General features: G+C 33.2%; 15 protein-coding genes. 8 read left to right on the top strand and 7 right to left on the bottom strand.

What is annotated here, in order from left to right; all coding sequences use genetic code 11:
* Nucleotides 1-39: 39 nt before the first annotated feature.
* The 3 genes from MY04_RS24850 to MY04_RS24840 all read left to right on the top strand — a co-directional run bounded on the left by MY04_RS24850 (nt 40) and on the right by MY04_RS24840 (nt 6,382).
* Nucleotides 40-1,482, top strand: a complete 1,443-nt coding sequence (locus MY04_RS24850; RefSeq protein ID WP_066215361.1) for a carbon starvation CstA family protein — start codon at nt 40-42, stop codon at nt 1,480-1,482.
* A 50-nt stretch (nt 1,483-1,532) separates the two neighbouring features.
* The gene (locus tag MY04_RS24845) at nt 1,533-2,441 is read left to right on the top strand and encodes a cation transporter (RefSeq protein WP_066215359.1); all 909 of its coding nucleotides are present in this window, start codon (nt 1,533-1,535) and stop codon (nt 2,439-2,441) included.
* Nucleotides 2,442-2,752: 311 nt separating this feature from the next.
* A complete protein-coding gene (locus MY04_RS24840; RefSeq protein ID WP_066215357.1) occupies nt 2,753-6,382 on the top strand; it encodes a fibronectin type III domain-containing protein in 3,630 nt (1,209 codons plus the stop codon).
* A gap of 223 nt (nt 6,383-6,605) precedes the next feature.
* Here MY04_RS24840 and MY04_RS24835 read toward each other — a convergent pair whose 3' ends face one another.
* The 6 genes from MY04_RS24835 to MY04_RS24810 form a co-directional block, all read right to left on the bottom strand.
* Complete coding sequence (locus MY04_RS24835) at nt 6,606-7,760, bottom strand: leucine-rich repeat domain-containing protein (RefSeq protein WP_158297906.1); 1,155 nt, start codon at nt 7,758-7,760, stop codon at nt 6,606-6,608.
* Nucleotides 7,761-8,271: 511 nt separating this feature from the next.
* Complete coding sequence (gene tnpC, locus MY04_RS24830; protein WP_066215351.1) at nt 8,272-9,699, bottom strand: IS66 family transposase; 1,428 nt, start codon at nt 9,697-9,699, stop codon at nt 8,272-8,274.
* A gap of 24 nt (nt 9,700-9,723) precedes the next feature.
* Nucleotides 9,724-10,065, bottom strand: coding sequence for an IS66 family insertion sequence element accessory protein TnpB (tnpB, locus tag MY04_RS24825; protein ID WP_066207003.1), 342 nt, complete (start codon nt 10,063-10,065; stop codon nt 9,724-9,726).
* Nucleotides 10,065-10,352, bottom strand: coding sequence for an IS66 family insertion sequence element accessory protein TnpA (gene tnpA / locus MY04_RS24820; protein ID WP_066207778.1), 288 nt, complete (start codon nt 10,350-10,352; stop codon nt 10,065-10,067). The genes tnpB and tnpA overlap by 1 nt, the downstream gene beginning before the upstream one ends.
* Nucleotides 10,353-10,364: 12 nt before the next feature.
* Nucleotides 10,365-11,354 (bottom strand): leucine-rich repeat domain-containing protein, encoded by a 990-nt coding sequence (locus tag MY04_RS24815; protein WP_158297905.1) that lies wholly within the window; start codon nt 11,352-11,354, stop codon nt 10,365-10,367.
* A gap of 234 nt (nt 11,355-11,588) precedes the next feature.
* Nucleotides 11,589-12,758 (bottom strand): IS4 family transposase, encoded by a 1,170-nt coding sequence (locus MY04_RS24810; RefSeq protein WP_066215347.1) that lies wholly within the window; start codon nt 12,756-12,758, stop codon nt 11,589-11,591.
* Nucleotides 12,759-13,014: 256 nt separating this feature from the next.
* Here MY04_RS24810 and MY04_RS24805 point away from each other — a divergent pair, with 256 nt between their 5' ends.
* Nucleotides 13,015-14,172, top strand: a complete 1,158-nt coding sequence (locus MY04_RS24805) for a leucine-rich repeat domain-containing protein (protein WP_066215345.1) — start codon at nt 13,015-13,017, stop codon at nt 14,170-14,172.
* Nucleotides 14,173-14,258: 86 nt separating this feature from the next.
* On the opposite strand, the gene MY04_RS24800 is transcribed toward MY04_RS24805, so the two are convergent.
* Nucleotides 14,259-15,947, bottom strand: coding sequence for an AAA family ATPase (locus tag MY04_RS24800; RefSeq protein ID WP_066215343.1), 1,689 nt, complete (start codon nt 15,945-15,947; stop codon nt 14,259-14,261).
* A 567-nt stretch (nt 15,948-16,514) separates the two neighbouring features.
* Between MY04_RS24800 and MY04_RS24795 the strand changes: the two genes are divergently transcribed.
* The 4 genes from MY04_RS24795 to MY04_RS24780 all read left to right on the top strand — a co-directional run bounded on the left by MY04_RS24795 (nt 16,515) and on the right by MY04_RS24780 (nt 24,528).
* Nucleotides 16,515-18,326: a hypothetical protein gene (locus MY04_RS24795; RefSeq protein WP_066215341.1), complete on the top strand. Its 1,812-nt coding sequence runs from the start codon at nt 16,515-16,517 to the stop codon at nt 18,324-18,326.
* A 47-nt stretch (nt 18,327-18,373) separates the two neighbouring features.
* The gene (locus MY04_RS24790; RefSeq protein ID WP_066215339.1) at nt 18,374-23,068 is read left to right on the top strand and encodes a T9SS type A sorting domain-containing protein; all 4,695 of its coding nucleotides are present in this window, start codon (nt 18,374-18,376) and stop codon (nt 23,066-23,068) included.
* Between the two features lie 69 nt (nt 23,069-23,137).
* Complete coding sequence (locus MY04_RS24785; protein ID WP_066215337.1) at nt 23,138-23,656, top strand: Pvc16 family protein; 519 nt, start codon at nt 23,138-23,140, stop codon at nt 23,654-23,656.
* Nucleotides 23,657-23,670: 14 nt separating this feature from the next.
* On the top strand, nt 23,671-24,528 hold the full coding sequence (locus MY04_RS24780; protein WP_066215335.1) for a hypothetical protein: 858 nt from the start codon (nt 23,671-23,673) through the stop codon (nt 24,526-24,528).
* The last annotated feature ends 66 nt before the right edge of the window (nt 24,529-24,594 follow it).

Below are 24,594 nucleotides of genomic sequence, written 5' to 3'. Positions count from 1 at the left end.
TAATTATCTTCACCCAGCTATTGACAATTACAACATCACATGATCACTTTTTTAACTTGCATAGCGCTTTTAGTAGGTGCTTATTTTATTTACGGGAACTTTGTTGAAAAACATTTTGGAGCAGACGAAAACAGACCAACTCCAGCCATTACAAAACAAGACGGTGTAGATTATGTTCCATTAAAAAGATGGAAAATCTTCTTGATCCAATTTTTAAATATAGCGGGGTTAGGACCTATCTTTGGAGCAATATCTGGTGCACTTTGGGGACCAGTCGCCTTTTTGTGGATTGTTTTCGGCTGTATATTCGCTGGAGCAGTGCACGATTATTTTTCAGGGATGTTGTCCATCCGACATGATGGTGCGAGCATTCCAGAAATTGTGGGCAAATACCTGGGTTTAGGAATGAAACAATTCATGAGAATCTTTTCTGTCGTCTTACTCATTCTTGTAGGAGTTGTTTTTGTGAAAGGTCCAGCAACCATCTTAAACGGATTGGTAGATATAGAGATACCCATTCTTATAGCTGTAATATTATTAGCAACCATGATCCCTATCGATAAACTGATAGGTAAAATATATCCTGTTTTCGGAATATCATTAATAATTATGGCAGTGGGGTTACTTATCAATTTATTGATGGGAACGTATGATATTCCAGAACTTACCATGGCTAGTTTCACAAATGTGCATACAAAACCAGATAAATTTCCAGTTTTTCCAATGTTATTTATCACTATCGCTTGTGGAGCAATTTCTGGTTTCCATTCCACTCAATCACCTTTAATGGCTAGATGTATGTCGAATGAGAAAGAAGGAAAAGTGATCTTCTTTGGTGCAATGATTACAGAAGGAATTGTAGCTCTGATATGGGCAGCAGCAGCCATGGCCTTTTTTGGAGGGGTAAGTCAGTTGGGTGAAACTATGGCTGAAGAAGGACATAATGCAGCATGGGTGGTCAACATTATTTGTAATACGATGCTGGGAAGAGTAGGTGGTGTTTTAGCCATTTTTGGAGTGGTTGCAGCACCCATAACCTCAGGAGATACCGCTTTCAGAAGTGTGAGGATTATGGTAGCTGATGCTTTTAACTATAAACAAGATACGATCAAAAGTAGGATTATAGTCACTATTCCCATTTTCATTGTCGCTTTATTACTTACCCAAATTAATTTTCAAATTATTTGGAGGTACTTTGGTTGGTCCAATCAAGTTTTGGCCACTATTGTTTTATGGACTATCGTTGTTTATCTGCACCAACAAGCAAAGAGTGTGTTATTAGTACTAATACCTGCAATGTTTATGACTGTAGTGGTCGTTACTTTTATTTTTGTTAGTCCTGAAGGATTCGGATTGGATTATAATTTATCATTAGGGATAGGTGTTGCCGCTTCATTAATACTACTGATAGTATTTAATCGTTACTCAAAGAAATCAAGTGTCATACAAGAAGAACAATCTGATAAAGTCATCGAAGGTTAGGGGTTCAATACGGAGATTTCCCTTTTGATATTGAATACTAATTAGAGACTATGAATCATTTTCAGAAAATAGAAATAACAACATTAAGAATCGGTGCCTTCATCAATCTTTTGATGGCCATTGGAGGATGGATTACTTTTGATATTACAGGTTCAGAAGCCATGCTTTTGGACGGTAACTTTTCATTTATCGCTGTTTTAGTGACGATTGCAGCTGAATTTATTTCTAGGGCGAAGCATCAAAAAACGGCGACTTTTCCATTTGGTAAATACTCTTACGAGGCCTTTTTCGTATTATTTAAAGGCTTTTTGATATTGGGCGTTATTTTGAGTGCTTCTTTTCAGAATTCTCTAAAAATCATCAATTATTTCCAAGGAGAGGACATTCCGTTAGTAAAAACAGGTCCAATAGTATATTATATTATTGCCATGGTAATTCTCTGTTTTGGAATGGCTTATTATGCTAATGCTAAGAATAAATCAATGAATAATCAAAGTGATATTTTGAGAGTGGAAGTGGCCTCTTTAAAATTGGATGGATTTCTTTCTTTATTCTCGGGTGTGGCCTTGGTGTCATTTTCATTTATCAACGAAAACTCTTTCTTCGGATTTTTAAGATATACAGGAGATTCTATAGTCGTTTTAGTCATGTGTTTAATGATGATCAAATCTCCTTTTGATATCATAAAAGATGCCTTTGTTGAATTGGGTGGAGGAGTGCTTCAAGACAAAGAATTAAGAATCGAAATTGAAGAAAAAGTATCCTCTTTAGTATGCAAAGAATTTGATAATACAGAAATATTTATTTCCAAAATGGGAAGTAGTTTCTTAGTATTGGTCTATGTCAATGTAGATGCAGGAACTATAAAAGTAGATCGATTCAGAGCATTAAAAGAGGAAGTATATCAAGCATTATCTGATACCATAGATTCCTTAACAGTTGAATTTGTTTTGGAGTAATTTGACTACGTCAGATGATTTTTTAAACAAATGACTACATCAAACGACTACTTTTGATGTACGTCTAACAATTATAAAACCCATAATTTTTGAGTCTCGAAAATAGATTATCCTTGGAATGATAATCTTCATTTTCATGCATATTTCTAAGAATAATCTTCTAAAATACTTCATTAACTCGTGGCTAATCGTGAATTCTTGAAAGTTTTTGAAGTACCCAAGAATTCTTTTTTCCAAGTTTCATACTCTAGTATTGCCCCAAGTAATAAATAAGAATTCACCAGTTGTGAATAGGTTAAACTAAATAAAGTATGAAACAAAAACTATCATTTATCATCACTTTGATGATGATTTTCAGTAATGTGTTACTTGCACAAGACTGTCCGCCTTCACATCCTTTTGAGGCATGTGGAAGATGTTGGGAAGATGCTACGCAGGCACAATCCGGTGGTTGTACAGAAACACCACCTCCAGAAGAAACGGCTCCAAATGCTCCAAGCAATTTAAATGCATCAGAAATTACAACCAATTCGGTAATTCTGAATTGGGTAGATAATAGTGCAGATGAACAACAATTTGTGATCTATAGAGATAATACTCCAACCGCAACTTTAGGTGCAAATGTCACTACTTATTCTGATAACTCTTTACAGCCGAATCAAACGTATCAATATCATGTAGTGGCAGAAAATGGAAGTTTAATTTCTGATCAAAGTAATGTCGTTTCAGTAACCACTTTGGATGATCAATTGCCACCACCAACAAACGAATTGGGTGCTATCGATTTTACATCAAATACAACCCAAAATGCATGGACCTTACAATGGAATACTGTGGTGAATGCCGATGTATATATTTTGAATGTAATTACTAAAGATAATGGTACAGAATTATCGAATACATCTTTTGAGGTAACAGGTAATAGTTATGAAGAATCCAATCCATTAGAAGACATCACATATCAGTATATTTTAACGGTAAGCAATGAGGATGGATCAAAATCGTCGAATCCAATTACTAAAATCAGATCAAGCTGTAGTGGGGCAATTGATGAGCAAGGAAAAGTAAGCGGAAAATTCACGCCTAAAAATGGTAAAATTTTGATGTTCCTTGGTCAGGATAATAACTCAGTAGATGAGTACACATCAAGTGGCCTTTTCCCTTCTATTGGAGGCTTTACTAACTACACTAATATATATGATTTTGCTGGCTTGGAATCGGTAAACAATTACGGTAGTGGAGATATGTGTATCCAATGTGGTATTGATAAATACCCTGGTGCAGCCGTTGCTATTGGGTTATATATGGTAGAAGATAATGATGGTGTAGGAGAGGATCATCCGAATGGATTAACGGATATAGTGAATGGTTTATACGATGCGTCCATTGATAAATTTGCCAACTTTGTGAAAAGAAATAGCAACACACCAATATTCTTAAGAGTAGGGTATGAATTTGATGGTCAATGGAACCATTACGATCCACAAAAATACATTAATGCCTATAAATATTTGGTAGATCGATTAAATGCTGCAGGAGTAGAAAATGTAGCTTACGTGTGGCAATCGGCTGCTTATGGATTTACCTATAATGGGAATCCAATTGAGGCTTGGTACCCTGGTGATGCCTATGTAGATTATGTTGGTTTATCTTTCTTCTTTTATGATGAAGGATTTAATGGACCAAACTTACAGACGTTATTAGATATTGCACGTACCAAAAACAAGCCAGTGATGATGGCAGAAGTTTCTGCTCAATATTATGATTTTGATGAAAATACATTTACCACTTACGACAATCCAGGGAACAAAACACCAATGACAGGAGAGCAGATGTGGAATCAGTATTTTGCGGATCAATTACTTCCTTTTGTAGAAGGAAATGCAGACGTAGTAAGAGCAATTTCTTATATCAATGCCGATTGGCAATCTCAGGAACAATGGAAGTGGCCGGATGCTGGTAACGGATATTGGGGAGATACAAGAGTTCAAAGAAATGCATACATTGCTACCCAATGGAATAACGAAATGAACAATGGAAAGTATCAACATGCTGATCCTAATTTATATCAAATTCTAACTACTGGTTGTGGTGGTGAAAACCCTCCAATTGAACCTCCTGTAACCGTAAACCCTCCTTCAATTCCTCAGAATATTTTAGTGGGTTCATCCACAACAACTAGTTTATCAATTAGTTGGTCGGAAGTAACAGAAGCCACTTCTTATACTGTTTTATACGGTAATCAGTCTGGAGTGTATTCGGATAGTATTTCAGTGAGTACGAACTCATCAACAATCACTAATCTTACTTCAAATACTTCTTATTATGTTGCTGTTAGAGCAGTAAATAATGATGGGGTAAGCGATTTAGGTACTGAGGTAATAGGGACTACTCAAGAAGAAACAGTAGTGGAACCACCTGTTGGAACGACAAAAATTGAAGGAAAATTCACCCCTCAAAATGGAAAAACTTTATTGGCCATTGGACAAGATTTAGCGGCAATGTCTGGGTATAGAAATGGCAATTTGCCAGAACCTGCTGCAGCCGTAGCCTACATTGCTTTTTACATGTTAACTATTGACAATTATGGAATTAATTATGGAGCCACTGGAATGGATAATGCAGGTAACTTTACAGGTGTGGATACTGATTGGGGATCAGGGCCATTAAATGCATCAAGTACAGCATTAGGTTGGGATCAATCGGCTTTAGTTTTAGCCATGTCGATTACTGAAAACTGGAATCAGGGTGGTTTATTGGGCATCGCAAATGGACAATACGAAGCGAATATCGATAAATTGGCTTTATTCTGTAACAGTTTCCCAGAAAAGAAAATCTACCTAAGAATTGGATACGAGTTCGATGGTCGTTGGAACTCCCAAGAAAATGCTGGAGGAACGTATCCATGTGGATATCATAAACAAAACGAATACATTGCTGCTTGGCAACACATTGTAGATGGTATGGATGCTAGAGGGGTAAATAATGTTGCTTATGTTTGGCAAGCGTCAACATCCCCAGTAGACGATGTTTTGGATGGATATTTTGATTATGATGGAAATTTAGCTGCTGCAAGAGAAGACATCTCTGGATGGTATCCAGGTGATGATTATGTGGATTGGTGTGGCATCTCTTGGTTTATCTCACCTTCTGAAGCCGATAATTATTTTGGTTTTAGCGACGTTCCTAATCTTCCTAATCAAGATGATTTAGCCGATGAAATGTTAGCTTTTGCCAGATCACACAACAAACCTGTGATGATTTGTGAAGCTGCACCACAAGGATATGATCTAGAAATTTCAGAATACGATACTACTCCATCAAAAGTGTCTAGAGCATCGACAGGTTACGCATATGAGGGAGCAAAAACATTATTTACAGAGGGACTTTCTTCAGCTGAATCACAATTTACTCCTGGAACTTGGTTTGATAATTTAGAGGGTCAAGAAGCTTGGGATAGATGGTTTACACCTTTCCTAAACTATATTCATGATAATGAAGATGTGATAAGAGGAGTCACTTACATCAATGCCAATTGGAACGAACAAGCAAAATGGGCAGAACCTTATAATGAAGGGTATTGGGGTGATACTCGACTTGAAGAGAATCCAGTCATTAAGAATTTATGGTTACAAGAAACGAATTCTGATTTTTGGTTATTGGGTAGTCCATCATTAAATGATGATTTAGGAGGAAGTAGTAATGCTAGAAGAATAGATTTAGAAGAGGAATTAAATGAGATTACAGTGTATCCTAATCCAGCATCTCAAGTGATTAAAATCAAAGGATTACTTGAAGTTCCACAGCTAGAATTGTACACTTTGCAAGGGAAATTGATTCAGTCTTTAAAATCTAATGAACTTGAGGTAAATAGCTTACCAAAAGGGCTTTATATTTTAAGAATTAATCAAGCGACAGTTCGTAGAGTAGTTATAGACTAAATTAATGGTTACTATTCTATCACTTTTACTGTTCTGAGTGTTAAGCCGATAGGCGTCACTCAGAACCCCCATATAGTATAAGTTTCCAACTTATCACAAAAAAATCCCACAAGATCATAAGTCTTATGGGATTTTTTCTCTACTTATTATGAATAAAGAAACCAACTAAATAACATAGCTAACTTTCTTGTATTACTCTTTATAAAAAATAACGCATTTCCTTTTAATTCAAAACATCAATCTTACTCATATCAAAAACCGGGTTTCCAAACGTTCTCACACTTGTAAGATTAGGACAGTTTTTTAAAGCAGGTGGGAGGTATTTAATTTGGTTGTGCTCAACGTTTAAGCTAATAAGTACTTTTAAACGACCAATATCGTCTGGAATTTTTTGAATCTTACCATTCGAAAGATTACAAAATTCTAAGTTGTACATATTACCGATTCCGGTAATGTCAGTAATCTGATGTCCAGTTACCCAAAGTGTGTTGGCTCCACTAGAGAATATCCCACTTGGCATACTTTTCCAATTTGTATTTTCGGCCCTTATTGTACCCGCTTGTAAACCTTTAGGTACCGTTTTTAATTGATGACAACCTGTAAGTTCTAATACCCCAATGTTTACATTTTGAAGACCTTTTGGAAGTGCAGTGAGTCGTTCACAATTGGTCAGCATTAAACCCCAAAGCTTCTCAATTTTACCAATTGAATTGGGGATTTTTACAAGGTTTTTGCAGTTTCTAAATTCTATACTTTCTAATTTTTCTAGATTCCCAAAATTCTCAGGTAGATATTTAGCTGAACTATTATTTAGAAATAAAAAACGGAGATTTTCAATGGTGTCCAAGTATTTAAAACTGTTTAATGAGACACGTAACCGTTCTAATTTTTTGAATTCTTTTATGTTACTAGGTAACTCATTTAAATCGTTGAGATAAATTGAATTGAGGGTGTTTTTCCATTGGTAACATATTTCTGGAATCCCTTCAATTTTTGAATTTTTTAAAAATATTCCTTCAATTGGTAGTTTCGAAAAACTATTAGGTATTTCAGAAATATTGGTGGAATTAATATTAATTGCCTTTAAGGTTTTAATCCTGCTTATAAATTCAGGTAATTCATCAATAGGGTTACTACCCACAGCTATTTCTTCAAGACTATCAAATTGGGTGACAAATTCAGGAATTTCTGAAATATTGCACCCCATTAAAACTATTCTTCTTAAGTATTTAAATGCCTTTAATTCTTTTGGGAATTCTGTAAGAGTTTTATTGTTCTCAATTATAATTTTAGAGACAAAACCATTTTTATCTATACTATAGTTATATGTGTCGCCATATTTTTTTTCCAATAGATCTAAAGCTTTTTCTTCCTTCATATTATCATAATTATAACAACCTTGATTCATTATTAAGGTAAAGTAGAGACAAAAATTTATTAATCTAATATACTTGTTTTCCATATATAATATTTTCTAATAATAGTGGGAATAAAATATCATTTTCAAAAGTTTCTGAAATGTCAATTTTTTTCTGATTGTTAGACTGTATCAAAATTATTTTCATAAAATTGGATGCTTTAACATCTCCAATGTCTATTTTATTGAATGTATCATCGTATTCAGTATAAGATTTATTATTAATATGTATATAATTTATTATGTCTTTTATATCCCCCAAATAATACAAAGCTTGCTCACTCGTCAATTCCTTTAACGGACACCTACTCCAAGAGGCATCGTTAGGAGATTTTACTTTATCAGCATAGTCAAAAACTCTAGTTTGAATATCTTCAGCAAAATTTTCTGCGATGGTTTTAAGTTCGTTAGGATCGTGTAACCAACCTATTTTACCTCTAGTATCGTAAGCAATCGCCCATCCCGCTAAATACTACTTCACCGGCAGTAATTCCTCAATTTTATTGATTGGCTGATCATCTATTTTTTCTAGCGTTGATTTTAGCCATTCAAAAGGTTCAATGTCGTTCATTTTGGCTGTTGCAAAAAAGGCATAGAACATGGCAGCTTGTTTTGCTCCTTCTTCATTTCCTGCAAACATGTAATTTTTTCGACCAATAGCAAGTGGACGAATTTTATTTTCTATGGGGTTATTATCAATCAAAAGTTTACCGTCAGTTAAGTACATTCGGAGTCCTTTTTCTCTATTGAGAAGATAATGTATTGCTTTTCCTAATTGGGATTTAGGTAAGACGGTTAGCTTTTTTGCCCACTCAAAAAGTGTATTGATTACTGGAAGAGCATACTTTTGCCTTTGCTGATAGATGATTTTTGGATTAGATTCTTCTTTCAGTGATTTTTCCAGTTCGTAGAGCTGACCAATAAGGTTCACCGCCTCCAATGCCCTTTTATCTCCACCTTTATGTGCTTCAAAAAAGTATCGACGTGCGTGGGCCCAACAATTGAGCTGTGTAATTGTTGTTGTCTGATCAAAATAATCGTAAGCTTTATAGCCATCGGTTTGAGCATAACCTGAAAAATTATGCAGATGTTCTTTTAAATATTTCCGATCTCGGCCGCTTGCATAATGAATCGATAATAATTTGGCTTTAGGATCAAGGTAATACCACATATATCCTTGGTGTGGTTTTCCTTTTTTACCTGTTCCCATCACCTTTATGGTCGATTCATCGATTTGGAGGTAGTTACTTTGCTGTATTTTTTGAGTGAGCGTGTCGTATAAAATACTCAGTTTATCCGCCGTTCTTTTTTGTAAGTCTATGAGCGTTGTATTTTTTAGATAAACACCTTGTCTTTCAAATTGCTTGATAAAACGATGGATGGGGATATGATCGATAAATTTACTCACGACCATCTGTGCGGCTAAACTTGCCGATGTACTTGACTTAGGAAATGGTAAATCTGATGGTAAATTTGCTTGACTAAACTCGCTGTTCTCTTGATCTGCATCACGAACGTAACGAGGGCGAATAATTCTACGAACGAATAAATGGGCAGGCTCGCATTCGAGTACTTCAGTGACATCTTCACCCACTTTATGCCATCCATCCAAATCATGATCAGGTTCAATCACTTCTTCTACACGTTCCAAATGCTCAGGTAAAGCTGTTCGTACAGGCTTTTTCTTTTTGCGTTTGTGAGCAGGAACGGTAATCTCCTGAGAAGGCTCCGTTTTCTGCTCTTTGTCTTGAGCGAAAATAGAGAGCTGATTATCGGGTATATCCGTTTGTTTTCGTTTCTCTGATTTAGAACCGTAAAGCATACTTTGAAGCATTGACAACTGTGTCTTCAGTTGTGCATTTTCTTGTTCTAAATTCGCTATTTTATCATCCTTACTCACTTTACAAAAGTAGCGATTTTAATACTAAAAACGTACTTTTTGACCTCTTTTTTCTAAAGAAATACCTTCAATTATCATCATAATTTCTGTCGAAGATAAAGAGATGTTTTTCTGTTTGTCGAACCCTTTTGGAAGCTCAAACCGACCTTTTTCCAAACGTTTATAATACAATGAAAAACCGCCTTTTTCAAACCGAAGCAGTTTCAATTTATCTTTACTTCGATTAATAAAAACGAAAATATCTCCATTAGTCACATCCAGTTCCATTAAAGAAATAACGATATTACTCAACCCATTAAACCCTTTTCGCATATCTGTAAATTTACTGTACAGGTAAATACGATCTGTATTACGAAGAGATAACATTAGAAAAAATGAATTGCTTCTTTTAATAGTTCTCGATCTGAAAGATGGAGTTTTACTCCATTGGGATATTCGAGAGTAACGGTCTTAACGGTCTGTTCAACCTTCTTCGGTACTTTGACAGGGATGAAACTCCCCTTAGCTGGATTTGTATTTTCTTTACGTTGTTTTACTACCCAATAATGAAAAGTGGATAGCTTAATTGAATGAAGTTGACAATAAGCTTTTTGTTGTAAACCACTAGTTTTCCATGATGCTATATGAGCATACATTTCTGCTTTTTTTGACATAATATCTACGTTTTAATGATGACGTAAAATTAGGTCAGGAATTTGAGGCATAATAGATGGGGATGGGCGACTGCTTACAGTAATCTGATGTCCAGTTACCCAAAGTGTGTTGGCTTCACTAAAGAATATTCCACTTGGCATACTTTTCCATTTTGTATTTTCGGCCCTTATTGTACCCGCTTGTAAACCTTTAGGTACCGTTTTTAATTGATGACAACCTGTCAGTTCTAATACCCCAATGTTTACATTCTTAAGACCTTTTGGAAGTGCAGTGAGGCGTTCACAATTGGTAAGCATCAAACCCCAAAGTCCATCAATTTCACCAATTGAATTGGGGATTTTTACAAGGTTTTTGCAGTTTCTTAGTTCTAAATCTTCAAGATTTTTTAAATTTCCAAAATTTTCAGGTAGGTATTTGGCTGAACTATTGTTTAGATATAAAAAACGGAGATTTTCAATGGTGTCTAAGTATTTAAAACTATTTAAGGTGACATGTAATCGTTCTAAGTTTTTAAATAATTTAACGTTACTCGGTAACTCATTTAAATCGTTGAGATAAATTGAATTGAGGGTGTTTTTCCATTGGTAACATATTTCTGGAATCCCTTCAATTTTTGAATCTTTTATAAATAATCCTTCAATAGGTAGTTTCGAAAAACTATTAGGTATTTCTGAAATATTGGTGGAAGTTATATTAATAGCCTTTAAGGTTTTAATCCTGCTTATAAATTCAGGTAATTCATCAATAGGGTTCCCACCCACAGCTATTTCTTCAAGGCTATCAAATTGGGTAACAAATTCAGGAATTTCTGAAATATTGCACCCCATTAAAACTATTCTTCTTAGATATTTAAAAGCTTTTAATTCTTCTGGGAATTCTTTGAGTCTTTTTTCATTTTCAATTCTTATTTTAATGACATATTCTTTATTTTCATCTAAAGTATAACCAAAGTCTTCAAATTCTTTATTCTCCAAAGATTGAATTGCGTCTTTCTCTTCCATCGTGTCATAATTATTACAACCAACAATTACACTAAAAATTATTAATGTGTATCTAATAAACTTGTTTTCCATAAATAATATTCTCTAATAATAATGGGAATAATATGTCATTTTCAAAATCAGAACTATAGTCTTTATTATCTTCATTTTTATTAATCAATAGTGTCCTAAACATTTTCATTTTGCAAAAAAATGTTTGTTTAAGCTATTCTCAGTCCATAAAATCATCCAATACTAAAATAAATCCCCCTGCACATATTTTGCGTTAAGTTTCGGTGGGTCTTCAAAAGGTTGATCTAACCATTTTTGGAGGTTAATTCTGACAAATAAATTTAGCCTTATAAATGCAATTAAGTTAGAAAGTCTCCATTCAAATTTCCCTATTGATTTGAGGTATTTTAGAATTAAAATAGTAATCAAAGCAGTCCAAATCTGAATCATTACAGCATTTTCACTTGTTCCGATAAAAGATCTGATATGGAGGAGTTGTTTAATTTCTCGAAAGAAGATTTCAACCTGCCATCTACTCTTATAAAGCTCGCTTATTGTGTTTGCTGTCCAAGACATTTGATTGGTGATTAGTTCTATCGTTTGGTTATTCTCATCATTCCAAATCACCACCCGTCTGAGTTTTTTAGGGTATTTAGTACTTGTTTGTATACCTGTAACTTCAATTAACTCATCTTTTAGGATATGCTTATGTCTGTGGTCAGGTAATTCTAATTCTTTAATTGTTTTAAACTGTAAGTTTTCTTTATGTCTTATGACGAAGAAGACCCCTTTGCTGTCCCAAACGTTTAATAAAGAAAAATCATTATAATATCTATCAGCAACAATCACGCTATTAGCAAGTAATGGTATCTCATAGGCTCCTTTGTTATCTGCTGTTTTACCATTAGAAATGTTTACATAAGCAGGTAAATTACCATCATAATCTAAAAGTGTGTGGAGTTTTATAGCTCCTTTAGTAGTTTTGTATTTCGCCCAATCGAAAAGGTTTAAACACAGACTAATGGTTGAGGTATCCAATAAGAATATCTTGGATTTTATACGGAATTTAGTTTGCTTAAAGCCTGCTTGCTGACCTAATTGAGTAAGTAGCTTATAATAATATTCCCTAAACAAAGTCCAATCTCGGTTCTTGTTTTGGTAACTAATCGTTGATTTAGATGGAGACATTTGTATACCTAAATGATTAAGATTACCAGTTGCCGATCTCAAACCATTACTGATATCACGAATAGATTGACTTTTTGCAAATTGACAAAAAAGCATAGAGACCAAGTGAGTCCAACTTGTAAAGCCTTTTTGATGTTTATCAGTTTTCTTTTCTGCAACTAATTTTTTGAAAGAATTACGGTCAAGTTTTGAGACTATTTGGGAGAATAAATTTACCTTTGACATGTGTGAGAATATGTTTTTTGTTATGCAACTCAAAGTTAATTGAGATACTTAAACTTTTCTCACACTTTTTTAAACGTTTAGGACGCTATTGGTATGATAACAAATTTTTCTTCAATATATTTCTAGTCTTGACTATTCATACTATATCCACTTTTATTAGAAAATGTCATTTATGGTAAACAAATATTTTAATAGAGTAACGATACTATTAACCATAGTATCTACAATTATTCAAGGGTGTGTAAATTATAGTATAATGGAAGAAACTGAAGCGTTAGAAAGATTAGAAAAAAAATATAACGATTCATTTAATTATGTGACAGATGATAGTGATGAATTTGTGACAAAAGTTATTATAAAAAAGAACAAAGAATTAACTGAGTTTCCAAACGAATTAAAAGCATTTAAAAAACTAAGACGCATAAGCTTATTAAATTGTAATATAAAGGAGATTCCATATTTTGTGACAGAATTTGATAGTTTAGAAGAAATAGCTGTTGTTGGAAGTCCTATTCAAGAACTTCCTGATTTTCTTGGTAAAATAAAAACACTCAGAAGTTTAAATATTTCAGGTACAGATATTTCGGAGTTTCCTGAAAGTTTGTACGAACTTCCAATTAGAACTTTAATACTAAAAGGTTCAAAAGTGGTTGGATTTCCTGAATCACTTTATCATTGGGATAAAAGTTTGAAGATTCTTGCCTTAGAAAAGGCAGATAATCTTCCTTCAGATATGAGTAGGTTTACTAAATTAGATTGGCTATATGCAGAGCTGAAAAGCTTTAAATTTGTTGATGAAATTCCTAATTTGAGAATATTATATCTTAATAATAGCACTGCTAAGTACCTTCCAGAAAACTTAGGTAATCTTCAAAAATTAGAAGATTTAAATTTAAAGGATTGTAAAAATTTGGTGAAATTGCCAAATTCTATTGGTAACTTAAGTTTGTTGGAATCAATTAATTTAGGAGGATGTGAACGTTTAACAGGATTGCCACAAAGTATGGCTAAACTTAAACTTGGGTCAATTATATTAGATAGATGTTATAATCTTAAATCAATCACAAGTGGCTTAACAGTTGGGAGCATTGTAGCAAGAGATACAAAATGGAAATCAATGCCATTGGGTGTTTTTAAAAGTACAGCTCATGACTTGTGGGTTACAAATCATCAAATTACAGACATAACTGGTATTGGTAATTTGTATAACCTTGAGTCATGTAATTTATCTTATGGAAAAATTAAGAAGATTCCAGAAGGAGTCGGTAGATTAAAAAAATTATATACTTTTTCTATAGAACACAATGAGATAGATTTTGTTCCATCAGCTGTTGAAAATGCTCCTGAACTAGATGGTGTAAGAACATTTGGTAATCCTGCATATGATATGGAACAATTGAATAATACAAACTAATAAATATATCACCTCTAATTAACATATTTAAAAAAATGTCAATTAGAGGTGTTTTTGAATTTGAAATTTTGCTGCTTAATTGTATGTTATCTGATCTCAGTCACACAACTCACCTCTTTACCATCAAAAGCAACACCCACCAACATTAGCTCGGTTTTGTTATTTTCCTTTAGAGTAGTCATGTACTTTGATGAGTGAATTTGTTGCATCGCTTCTTGTGCCAATTCATTTAATGGAGGAGAACTTCTTTTTAGCTTCTTAAATTCTAATACCCAACCTCTAGGGTCGTTGTTATCTTTAGGGTAGATCATTAAATCTGCTCTTCCTAGTCCAGTTTCTGGATTTGATTTTACAATAAATCTTGTGGACAAATGCGCCATTAATCCTAAAATAAAGGCGTGATAAACTTTCTCAGGAAGAGAACCTTTATGTTGTACATCATGGAAACTAAAAGAAGTGAGCATATATTCCGATAGTGCATATTCAAATTCTTTAGCATCTTGTTCAAGTAGTGCAGTTAGAATTGTACTTTCACTTACCTCAGTGGATTTAGAAAGTAAGCGTTCTAGCATCTGTTTGTATACAGAATTCACTTCCACATTAGGGATTTTTAATCCATACAAAACTCGATCCTCAATTCTATTTGTATATTCAGTGGTTAAGTAACCGTTGAAAAGAAGTAAGCCCAAAACTGTTTTTTCCTTACCATTATCCAAATCTTGAAAAATAGTAGTTTCATCAATCTCACATTCCATCACTTGTCCATCGATAAAACCAGTTAGCTTTTTTTCCAGATCAGCATTGGCATTGGTAAGCAAAACTTCTATCAATTCGTTGGCAGAAGTATTTACCCAATAGGGTTTAAAGCCTTCATCATGCTTGTCGACAAAGTTTAAAATTGACCAAGGGTTATACATACCTGTGTGTTGACCAATTTTATACCCGTTGTACCATTTTTTTATCTCCTCGAAAGCGGCACTAATATTTACCTCTTGAAGCAGCTTTTTAACTTCCTCTTCCGTTAGACCAAATTTATCTGCACTTTGGTTTTCCAAAACTGTACTTACCACAAGGTTGTTCAATCCCGAGAATATACTTTCTTTAGCTACACGAAGAATACCCGTGATAACACCTTTAAATAGATAGTCATTATCTTTAAAACCACCAGAAAGAAATCCTCTCATAAAAGTGATCATGTCTTGGTAATACCCAGCTTCCCAAGATTTGATGATACAAGAGTCGTATTCGTCGATTAAGATAACTACTTTTTGATTGTAAATACTGTGGAGAATTCTAGAAAATTTCGCTAAAAAGTCGGATAAATGTGTAGCATTTAAATCATCTTTTTTTAATTGTTCCAGAAATGTTAAGTCTTCATCATCAAGGTATGAGGAATTAATAATATCTTTGTACTCTTTAATAAACTCCTTTAAAGCATTAGAAATTTTAGTAATTGAGGCCTCAAAAGTATTCTCTTTAATATCTTTTAAAGACAGATAAATTACAGGATATTTCCCTTGATGTTTCCAAGTTTCCGATTGACTAATTTTTAATTTCTCAAAAAGAGATTTATTTTCTTTTTCCTTTTTTACATCAAAGAATGCATGAAGCATCGACATATTCAATGTCTTACCAAATCGTCTCGGTCTTGGGATTAAAATTGACTTAGCACCAGTCTCAATAATATCTTCAATAAATAAAGATTTATCGATATAGTAATAATTGTCTTTAATTACCTCTTTAAAATTTGATATACCAATCGGAAATTTTCTCATTCAATTTTTTTTCTTTTCGTAAAGATAAGAAATAATACATTTTATACGATTTACTGATCTGATTAACTTAGGTATTACAGCCTCTCCATCAACTTCTATTCTCAACGAGGGATTTCAATCCCTCGCACTTTCTATAAGTTTATTAATTTCCAAAGCTATTTGATATTAAATGAACACCCCCTTCTACAATACATCACTATTACAAGATTTTACATCACAATACTTACATGTTAATGAAAAATTATACAATATTACCTTATTCTATAAGTGTCATGGATGCTAATAACGTTATAGCTTGTTTAAATTTTACCCTGTTGTACTGAGTTGAAAATCAAATATCAAAAATATATTAAAATTGAACTATTTGGAGATTCTATTGTGAACTACAAATAAAATGAGATGAAATATTAAAAATTATGGTCTGTATTTTTTTAATAATTTGATTAAATATTACATTCGAACTGCGAAATAAAACCAAAATACTTTTTTTCGTAATACGACATTAATTTTTTAAATAGCGTTAAGTACTCAATCGATTCGCTAAAACTGAAATATATTTTTACAAAGATGAAAAACAAACTAACTACGCTAGTTGCCATACTAGGTTACTTGTTATTACTGACAACATCATGCGATAAGTCAGAAGAAGAAATTAACGGTGGTGATGATCCTGTAAATGGGATGGACGGCGTAACAGTATCTGCTTCAGATCCAACGATTGGTTATACCTCTTTGGAGTTAATAGGTAGTATTGCAAATTATGAAGATTCATTAGAGGCTTCTGCTAAGTTCGTTTTATACGATGGAGAAGAAGTGGTTTCAGAAAAGACATTTACTGATTTACAAAATCAGGAGTATACTTTAGAAGTTGATCAACTAACTTCTGGAAAAGAATACCAATTCGATTTTTCTGTGATACGCGGAGAAGACGTAGTCACTACAGGAAAAAAGAAAGTGAGCACTCAAGAAGTAAAAACAAATTTTGCTGCTGATGGAGGATTTACTTCATTCAGAATAAACGGTGCTTTAGAAGGAATTTTAGAAAATACCAAAATTGCCATTGTTACAGAAGTACTTTCAGGAGAGACTGTCGTAAAAACAGTAACCAATGAATACGACTCAGATGTAGAAGAATTAGAAATTGTGGTTCCTGGCTTAGACATGGCAACAAACTACTCTTCGAAAGTAACAGTAATGTACGGTGATGAAGTACTTTCTGAATCAGAACAAGATTTTAAAACGTATACATTTTCCGTTAGCACTAAGGATGTGAGTAATAATCAAGGTGGTTTATACATGGAAGGAACATTCACTTCTGATATCGACCCTAACGACGATCTTGCACTTGGTTTCTACTACAAAAAAGCAACTGATGCTGACGATGCATACACTTGGATGGATGCAGAAATGAAAGACGAAACGACTTTAGTTGCGGTAGGACATGGTTTGGATATTGGTGTTGCTTACAATATTAAAGCAGCAGTAAAAATTGTTTCAGAAGAGAGTGAGGAAGTAGCGACTGAGGTGAAAACCTTAGATGATTTACATGGTGGTGTATTTGTTGATGTTGCGGCGACAGGGAATAACGATGGTACAAGTTGGGAAAATGCCTTTACTAGTATCAAAACAGCTGTAGAAACTACTGAGGCTGCAATTGTAGGAGAAGATAATACGATTGATATTTTGGTTAAGAATGGAGAATATAGTGAAGCAGAACAAGTGAAATCAAATTCTGCTCATCTTAATTTTTATGGTGGTTTTAGTTCCTATATTTATGAAAAATTAGAAGATCGTAATTTGTCTGAAAACACCCCATACATGGATGTTTCTATGAATTTTAATATTACAGATTCTGATAAATTTAAAACACTTAGAATAATTGATGGGTTTGATTTTGATGGATTAAAAAATCCTGATTTATCAGGTTCAATAACATTGCAAAACGGAGATTATAAAATATCTAATTGCAGTTTTAAAAATAATTCAAGAAGAGGTATTTATAATATTCATAATCGACTTAATCTAAATTTTGTGATAGAAATTGATAATTGTATTTTCGAGAACACTATAGATGGGTTGATAATACAAAATCCTTTTGATGATAATACTGTTTCAATAAAAAATACTATTTTTATAAATACTAAGGTAGCGGTTGGGAAAAAGATTTATGTTGATTCTAAATCGTTGTCTTTGGAAAATGTTAAAATAAAAGGAGATCAAACAGAATATGTTTTAATTTTCGACGTAGATCAGAATGCTTCTAATTATGTAAACTGGGTTGACATAACAAATACTTGTTTAGATGGAGTTGGTAATATTAATGAAATCAAAACCGATGTTAATAGTATTAATGGTGTGTTTTCTAAATGTAATAATTAGTTTGAAACATGTTTATTCAATTTTCGATAAAGAGAATATTAATACTGATGATCTCAGTGTTGACTTATAATGTAAATGCACAAAGTTTTAATGGAACTCACACTATATTAAAGCCTGTAGAAATTATAGACGACGGATATACGTTGTTTACAGCTAATGGGGATATTGAAATCCAATTTAATACTTCAGGTTCATTACCTCCTAATGGGATTAGTATAGTTAATGATGATCCTAATGATGTATCTAAAAAAACATATCTATCTTATGGGGGTATGAATCTTTTACAAGGTTCTTTTAAAATAATAAAAAGTATAACACATATTAGTGGTACAACATATAAAGTGACTATTAATGGAGACATTTTTAAAAGAGAAGCTTTAAAAATATCAAATAATAATCAAGATAGGTTTAAACAAAGGTTAGAGTTTGGTTTGGTTTTACTACATAATGATGGAATTTCTCCAAATTACATAAGTTTACAACCTAGTAATAATAATCATAAACCATATTTAACTTATGATAATTTAGCACCACAAATTTCCATAGATCAAGCAGACCAAGACATCAAAAAAAGTATTGTTGAGTACAATTTTACAGTTGAAGAATCAAACCTGAAAAGTATAGATATTAATTCATACTCTTTAAATTTTGAGTTAACTGATGGTACATATGTAAAATCATTAAAACCTATTTCAATAACCGAAATAGTGACAGAAGAGCCAGCAAGGAAAGAGCATGAATTCTTATTTCAAGCACCTAGTACAAATGGTAGTTTTTTCGAAGGTGAAAACTCTTTGAACTATTCACTTGTAGTAGAAGATCATGGGGGGAATAGTTCTATAAAAACAGGAGCATCAAATCTAAAGAAATCGAAGATTGATATATCTCAAGAACTATTTGAAGGTTATGTGAAAAAAAATTCAGTTTTAGAGTATAGTTACACTATTAATGAAGATGGGGCTGTTGATGAAGCTTTTTCAGAAATTATTTTATACGATAAATTAGGAGCATTTGTTAAATCATATTCATTGAGTGATAGATTTTCTGGCACTAGTTTTAGTTTTCAATTCAATAATAATGTAATTACTGACATAGGAGAGAAAATTAAAGAAGGTGAAAAATTTAATGCAGTAGTTACTTTATATGAAGAAGGAAACCTGAGTAATAAATCAATTTATTCTTCATTACACTATTTCGATAATACAGCACCTTCAGACCACACTTTTGAATCGATAGAAGTTGTTTCAACGCCAGATTTATTAGCAGGACCTACAGGCACAACTTGGGTGGACACACCTATTTCAGATAAAACGTCTAATCCATATACCACTGTTAAAGTCAATGTTAATGAGTATGATCTAAAAAAGGAGGGGACAAAATTATCAATCGATATTTTTGATGAAAATGATGATAAGTTAAATGTTAATGCTATTGAGATTGATTTAACTTCTTTCTCAAAAGGAAGTAATTCGATTAATGAATTATACTTTTCATTTAATTTATCTGAAATTTATGATGGAACAAGTGTCAAAAAAGTTACTTACTTTAAGTTAAATAACGTATCTGTTAAAGATGAAGCGGGTAATACAGGTAATCATAGCTTTACGGAAGATACAAAATATTACTTCTCTTCTTTTGCACCATCAATTTCAAGGGAATCTATTGAATACAAACAAAATGAGATTTCTATAGACATCAATGGGGAATTAAAAAATGGAGATGTGACGATAACGGTACCTTATTCAGCTGCTTCTTTGAAGAATAATATTGCAATTAGAGTACTAGGTGTTGATGAATCACAAGGGAATGTAACAACAATCATAGAGGGGGCGGATGAAAATCAAATTACTTTTAAAATTACCATCGACGATACAAAATTTCAAAGTGGATCAAGGCTGAACTATGATTTAACTATCGAAGATGGATCAGGTAATATTGTTGAAGAAAAAAATATTCTTGGACCTGAAATCAAATTTGATATACCTGCAAATTTCAATGTTTCTTATCCTAAAAATCCTTTTTCAAAATGGCTCGTACAAACTCCTGAACCAACCGATAATTTAGTTGTTGAGGTGGTAAGTAATGAGGAGAATTTTAGAGCAAATGAATTAGTGGTATTCGAAAATAATGAAGATGGAGCAGAATTATTTAGATATATAGATGAAAATTTAAATAATACAGATACAATTTATATCGAGATTCCATATAGTGCAATTATTGATAATATAAGTAATCCATATTTGGGAGAATTAGTACTCGCTTATAGAACGTATAATACTTCAGATCAAAGTATAAATGTTCCGAAAAGAAGTATTTATCTATCTGATGTAGCAGATGTTGAATTAGAAAATGATTGGTATTTATTCGGATATTCAGCTAAAAACTTCGGTTTGAAAACAAATATCGATGACAATACTAAAGTGAATGTTTTTGAATATTGGCCTACTACAGAAATAGACAATATTATTTCTCCAATCAACATGTGGAGAGATGGAGATTTCACTAACGATAACGATACTAGAACGGTTGATCTTAGAGTAAAAGCATATGACGAAAATAGTGGTATTTCAGAAGATACTGTGCGATTTGAAGTTACTCAAAAATCAATTTTAGATAGTCAGTTTAAGGATTTTTACTGTAGTAATTCTCAAGAAACAAGCGAGTTTAGTATAAATACTATTTTTGTTGATGCTGACAGTAATGGAACCACATTGGGATTAAATCTATATCGTTTAGAAAATGGAGATTCTGTTTTGGTTGAGGTCGATGAAGCTTTAGTGAAAATTAATGGAGAAGATTCTTATACTTATAGAATTTATCCATCTAATATTCACGACTTACCAGAAAATCGATATAATGATTTTGTTATTGGTTTATTTAGAGAGGTGAGTGGAGATACTCTTTTCTTGGGGTACAAGAATTTCAAAACTATTTTTGAGCCAGAAATTACCACCAATTTACAAATGACTTTTCCTGAAAAAGGAAGTACAGAATTTATTAATGTAAGTCTATCAGAGTTTAATAATAGAAATTACGAATTATCATTATTGAACGAAGAGGATGAAGATTATGTGAATATAACTATACCTTCTATATCAGCCTCAAATGGGAAATTTAGATTTAGACTGGAGAATTTCACAAAAGATTCAATTGAATTTGTTTTAACTGCATACACAGAGACAGGATCTTGTGATATTCAGGAGACATTTACAATCCCTGTGACTAAAGCATATGATTCAATTACAGATGAAATAAATATCTCATTTGAAAATGAAGATGCTTGGCATACTGCTTTACTATTGGCCGATGGAAATAGCGTCTTTATAAAAGACGTATTAGGTGGGACAAAAACACCATGGGATGTTGAAAACAAACAATGGCAATTAGCAGATACTGTTTCTAGAGGTTTAGCCACTATTTCATCCCCGGTGTATGATCTATCAGCAATGGACCGCCCAATGATCGAACTAGATTACATTGCCAACACCTCAGAAAGAAACGGTGTCTTCTTACAAGTAAAACAAGGATATGCTGGAGCTTGGAAAACAGTAGGAACTCCAGAAGGAATATGGAATTGGTACAATACTTACGGTCTATACAATAACGATCTAAATACCAATAACGATGGCTTGGCTTGGGCTGGGGCATTAGGAGCAGTAGAAGGTAGAATTCCTTTAGATGCTGCATTAGATATGAACGGAGACCTAGAAAAAGTAATGTTCCGTTTTGTATTCGCACATGGAGAAGGAAGCACAGATTCATTTGGTTTTGAGAGAATGAAAATCCGTAATCGATCGCGAAATGTGGTCATCGAATCGTATTTACAAGCCAATAATACTGGTCATCAGGATATTTTGTCTAAGATGTACGAAATCTTGGAAGTGGTCAATGGAAATGATCCGGATTTTATCCATAACTATTATCTAGAAAGAAGCGAAACGTGTACTGATCCTATATACGATAGAGGAGCAGAAACCACGGAAGCGAGAAGATTATGGTACGGTCTTAATTCCATTAACGATGAGACAGGACCTTATTCTGTAGCGATCGATGGAGAACTGATTGAAGGAACAAGCATCCAAGAAATGAGTACACCAATTTACGATGCAATTCGTAAATCAGTACTTAAGGATGAACCTGTTACTGTTGATTGGACGCACACTGAAGATCAATTAACTATTGATTATACCATAGCTGATACCTTATTCAGTAAAATGGATGAGTTACTTTGGGTGTTGACCTTCGGAGATGCACAAGAAGCTATTGGGGCATGTAACCCAGTGAATTTGATGCAGAGAGATTTCGATCAGGTAATTGCTCATATCACACCTATGATCGCTTCAGATAATAGTGGACGTTTACAAGTAGACTTAACAGCTCTTCCGAGTGGTATCCACAAAGAATTTAATCTTCAATTGTTGTTACAACATTACGAAAGTATGGAGATCTTCTCTGCGATTAGTATTCCCCTAGAGCGAGAGGGAGGACCAACATCTTCAGAAGACCTTTGGGAGAATCAGTGGAGCATCTATCCAAATCCAACAAGTTCAACATTAAATGTACAGCAACTCTTTGGTAACGAAGTGGATTGTACAATATACGACATACATGGAAGAACTTTGTTTGAAGGTGTAATTGGTCATCAAACGTCAATAACATTAGACCACTTCCCTAAAGGGGTCTATATAATTGGGGTATCGAACAATAACAAACGTTTTACTAAAACATTTATAAAAGACTAAAATTTTGTAAAGTGCTTTCTAAAACATGTCTCTAGAAAGCACTTTACAAAGTGTAAAACCATACTACTAATGATTTCTATACTAACTGAATTTCTGCAAAACGAGATTACTGACTTCATCTCGACAACAGGAAAGAATGTACAAGTTCATGTCGGTCCTATCATAGGAGCAGAAGGAGAAGTACATTTAGTAAATGCAGCTGGAGAATCTTTGTTATTAATCAATATGATTAATTTATCCGAAGAGATCTACGGTACGGTAAAGATGCAACCCAATGCTACATCGCTTAATTTAAAGTTTATGTTTTCGGTGTCAAACAACGAAAACTATTTAGAAGCTTTGGGGGTGTTATCGGATGTAATTGCTTTTTTTACGAGCAATCATACCTACACCTCTGCAAATGGCCCTGGGATCGAAGGATTACGACAAATGAACTTCAAGATGTACAACATGGAAGACAAGGATCTTTCGGGTGTGTTCATTAGTATGGGAATGAAAAAAATACCTTCTGTATTTTATGAATGTAGAATGGTAACAATAAAAGAAGAAACAGTAGCACCTATAGCTGGAAACTTATCGGGGTGGTAAACATAAGCTAGATCATGGCATCATTACAAAAAATTACGACTATAAAATATTTGCCTGTACTAAGCCTAAAAACAAACTTTTCAGATTTAATATCTGATGTACATTTTTTTGACCTAAAAGCGCTTAAAGGTACAGAACACTTATTGAGACAAATAGGAGTGGTTTATCGCTCTATTGAGAATCAATGGCAAAGCAGTATATCAAAAAGTGATATACAAAGAAGTCTATCTATCTTAGAACAGAAAGAGGAAGAATACCTGTATTTTTCACTTTCCTATAAAAATGTAGAAAGCTATTATTTAGCCGATCTGCCTTTAGAGAATATGGAAGACACATTGTTTTTTGGAGAAGTAAAATTCAACAAAAAAGCAGGTCAATTGTCATTTGATACGACTTTAAAACCGACGAGTAAATCAGCTTATTTTTCTGAATTAGGTGATAGTGAGCTGCCTATACAACATGCTCAACTTCAATCTATTTTTGGTATTGTAAAAATCAGTAAAAAGGATTTTTCTACAAGCTTAATGCATTTAGAAAAAACATTTCATCCTTGGGTGATTGATTTGGGTATCAATAGCAGAAAATTAAAATGTAGGTATGTTATTCAAGACCCTAGTTTTGATGAGTACAAGATTACAGCTTCAAAAGGGGGAAAAGAATACAAACAAATTAAAAATGAGGGAAAAATTGAGTTTTTATCTTCTGTAGCAACAAGTGCGTCTCCTTTGTCACTTCAAGGAAAGCAATTGCAATTAAGTGCAAAGGTGGACGGCAAATGGAAAGTGATTAAACAATCGCTTCCATCTCCATCTACGAAGAATTTAAACTTCGATCCAAAAACGAAAGAACCTCAATGGAAAATGAATATGTAGTATTTCAAAGGGTGAACGTAGCAGTAGTCATTTCTTGCCTTTAAGCGATGACAATTTAAATCCCAA

The sequence above is a fragment of the Flammeovirga sp. MY04 genome, from assembly GCF_001682195.2.
In the GTDB taxonomy this organism is placed as follows: domain Bacteria; phylum Bacteroidota; class Bacteroidia; order Cytophagales; family Flammeovirgaceae; genus Flammeovirga; species Flammeovirga yaeyamensis.
This window is presented reverse-complemented; position numbering and strand designations above follow the sequence as displayed.

What these genes read in the sequence shown, in the direction of transcription:
- MY04_RS24785 (WP_066215337.1), top strand. Translation starts at nt 23,138, where the DNA reads ATGATTTCTATACTAACTGAATTTCTGCAAAACGAGATTACTGACTTC.
- MY04_RS24845 (WP_066215359.1), top strand. Translation starts at nt 1,533, where the DNA reads ATGAATCATTTTCAGAAAATAGAAATAACAACATTAAGAATCGGTGCC.
- MY04_RS24780 (WP_066215335.1), top strand. Translation starts at nt 23,671, where the DNA reads ATGGCATCATTACAAAAAATTACGACTATAAAATATTTGCCTGTACTA.
- MY04_RS24815 (WP_158297905.1), bottom strand. Translation starts at nt 11,354, where the DNA reads ATGGAAGAGAAAGACGCAATTCAATCTTTGGAGAATAAAGAATTTGAA.
- MY04_RS24800 (WP_066215343.1), bottom strand. Translation starts at nt 15,947, where the DNA reads ATGAGAAAATTTCCGATTGGTATATCAAATTTTAAAGAGGTAATTAAA.
- MY04_RS24795 (WP_066215341.1), top strand. Translation starts at nt 16,515, where the DNA reads ATGAAAAACAAACTAACTACGCTAGTTGCCATACTAGGTTACTTGTTA.
- MY04_RS24810 (WP_066215347.1), bottom strand. Translation starts at nt 12,758, where the DNA reads ATGTCAAAGGTAAATTTATTCTCCCAAATAGTCTCAAAACTTGACCGT.
- MY04_RS24850 (WP_066215361.1), top strand. Translation starts at nt 40, where the DNA reads ATGATCACTTTTTTAACTTGCATAGCGCTTTTAGTAGGTGCTTATTTT.
- MY04_RS24805 (WP_066215345.1), top strand. Translation starts at nt 13,015, where the DNA reads ATGGAAGAAACTGAAGCGTTAGAAAGATTAGAAAAAAAATATAACGAT.
- MY04_RS24835 (WP_158297906.1), bottom strand. Translation starts at nt 7,760, where the DNA reads ATGAAGGAAGAAAAAGCTTTAGATCTATTGGAAAAAAAATATGGCGAC.
- MY04_RS24790 (WP_066215339.1), top strand. Translation starts at nt 18,374, where the DNA reads ATGATCTCAGTGTTGACTTATAATGTAAATGCACAAAGTTTTAATGGA.
- tnpB (WP_066207003.1), bottom strand. Translation starts at nt 10,065, where the DNA reads ATGTTATCTCTTCGTAATACAGATCGTATTTACCTGTACAGTAAATTT.
- MY04_RS24840 (WP_066215357.1), top strand. Translation starts at nt 2,753, where the DNA reads ATGAAACAAAAACTATCATTTATCATCACTTTGATGATGATTTTCAGT.
- tnpA (WP_066207778.1), bottom strand. Translation starts at nt 10,352, where the DNA reads ATGTCAAAAAAAGCAGAAATGTATGCTCATATAGCATCATGGAAAACT.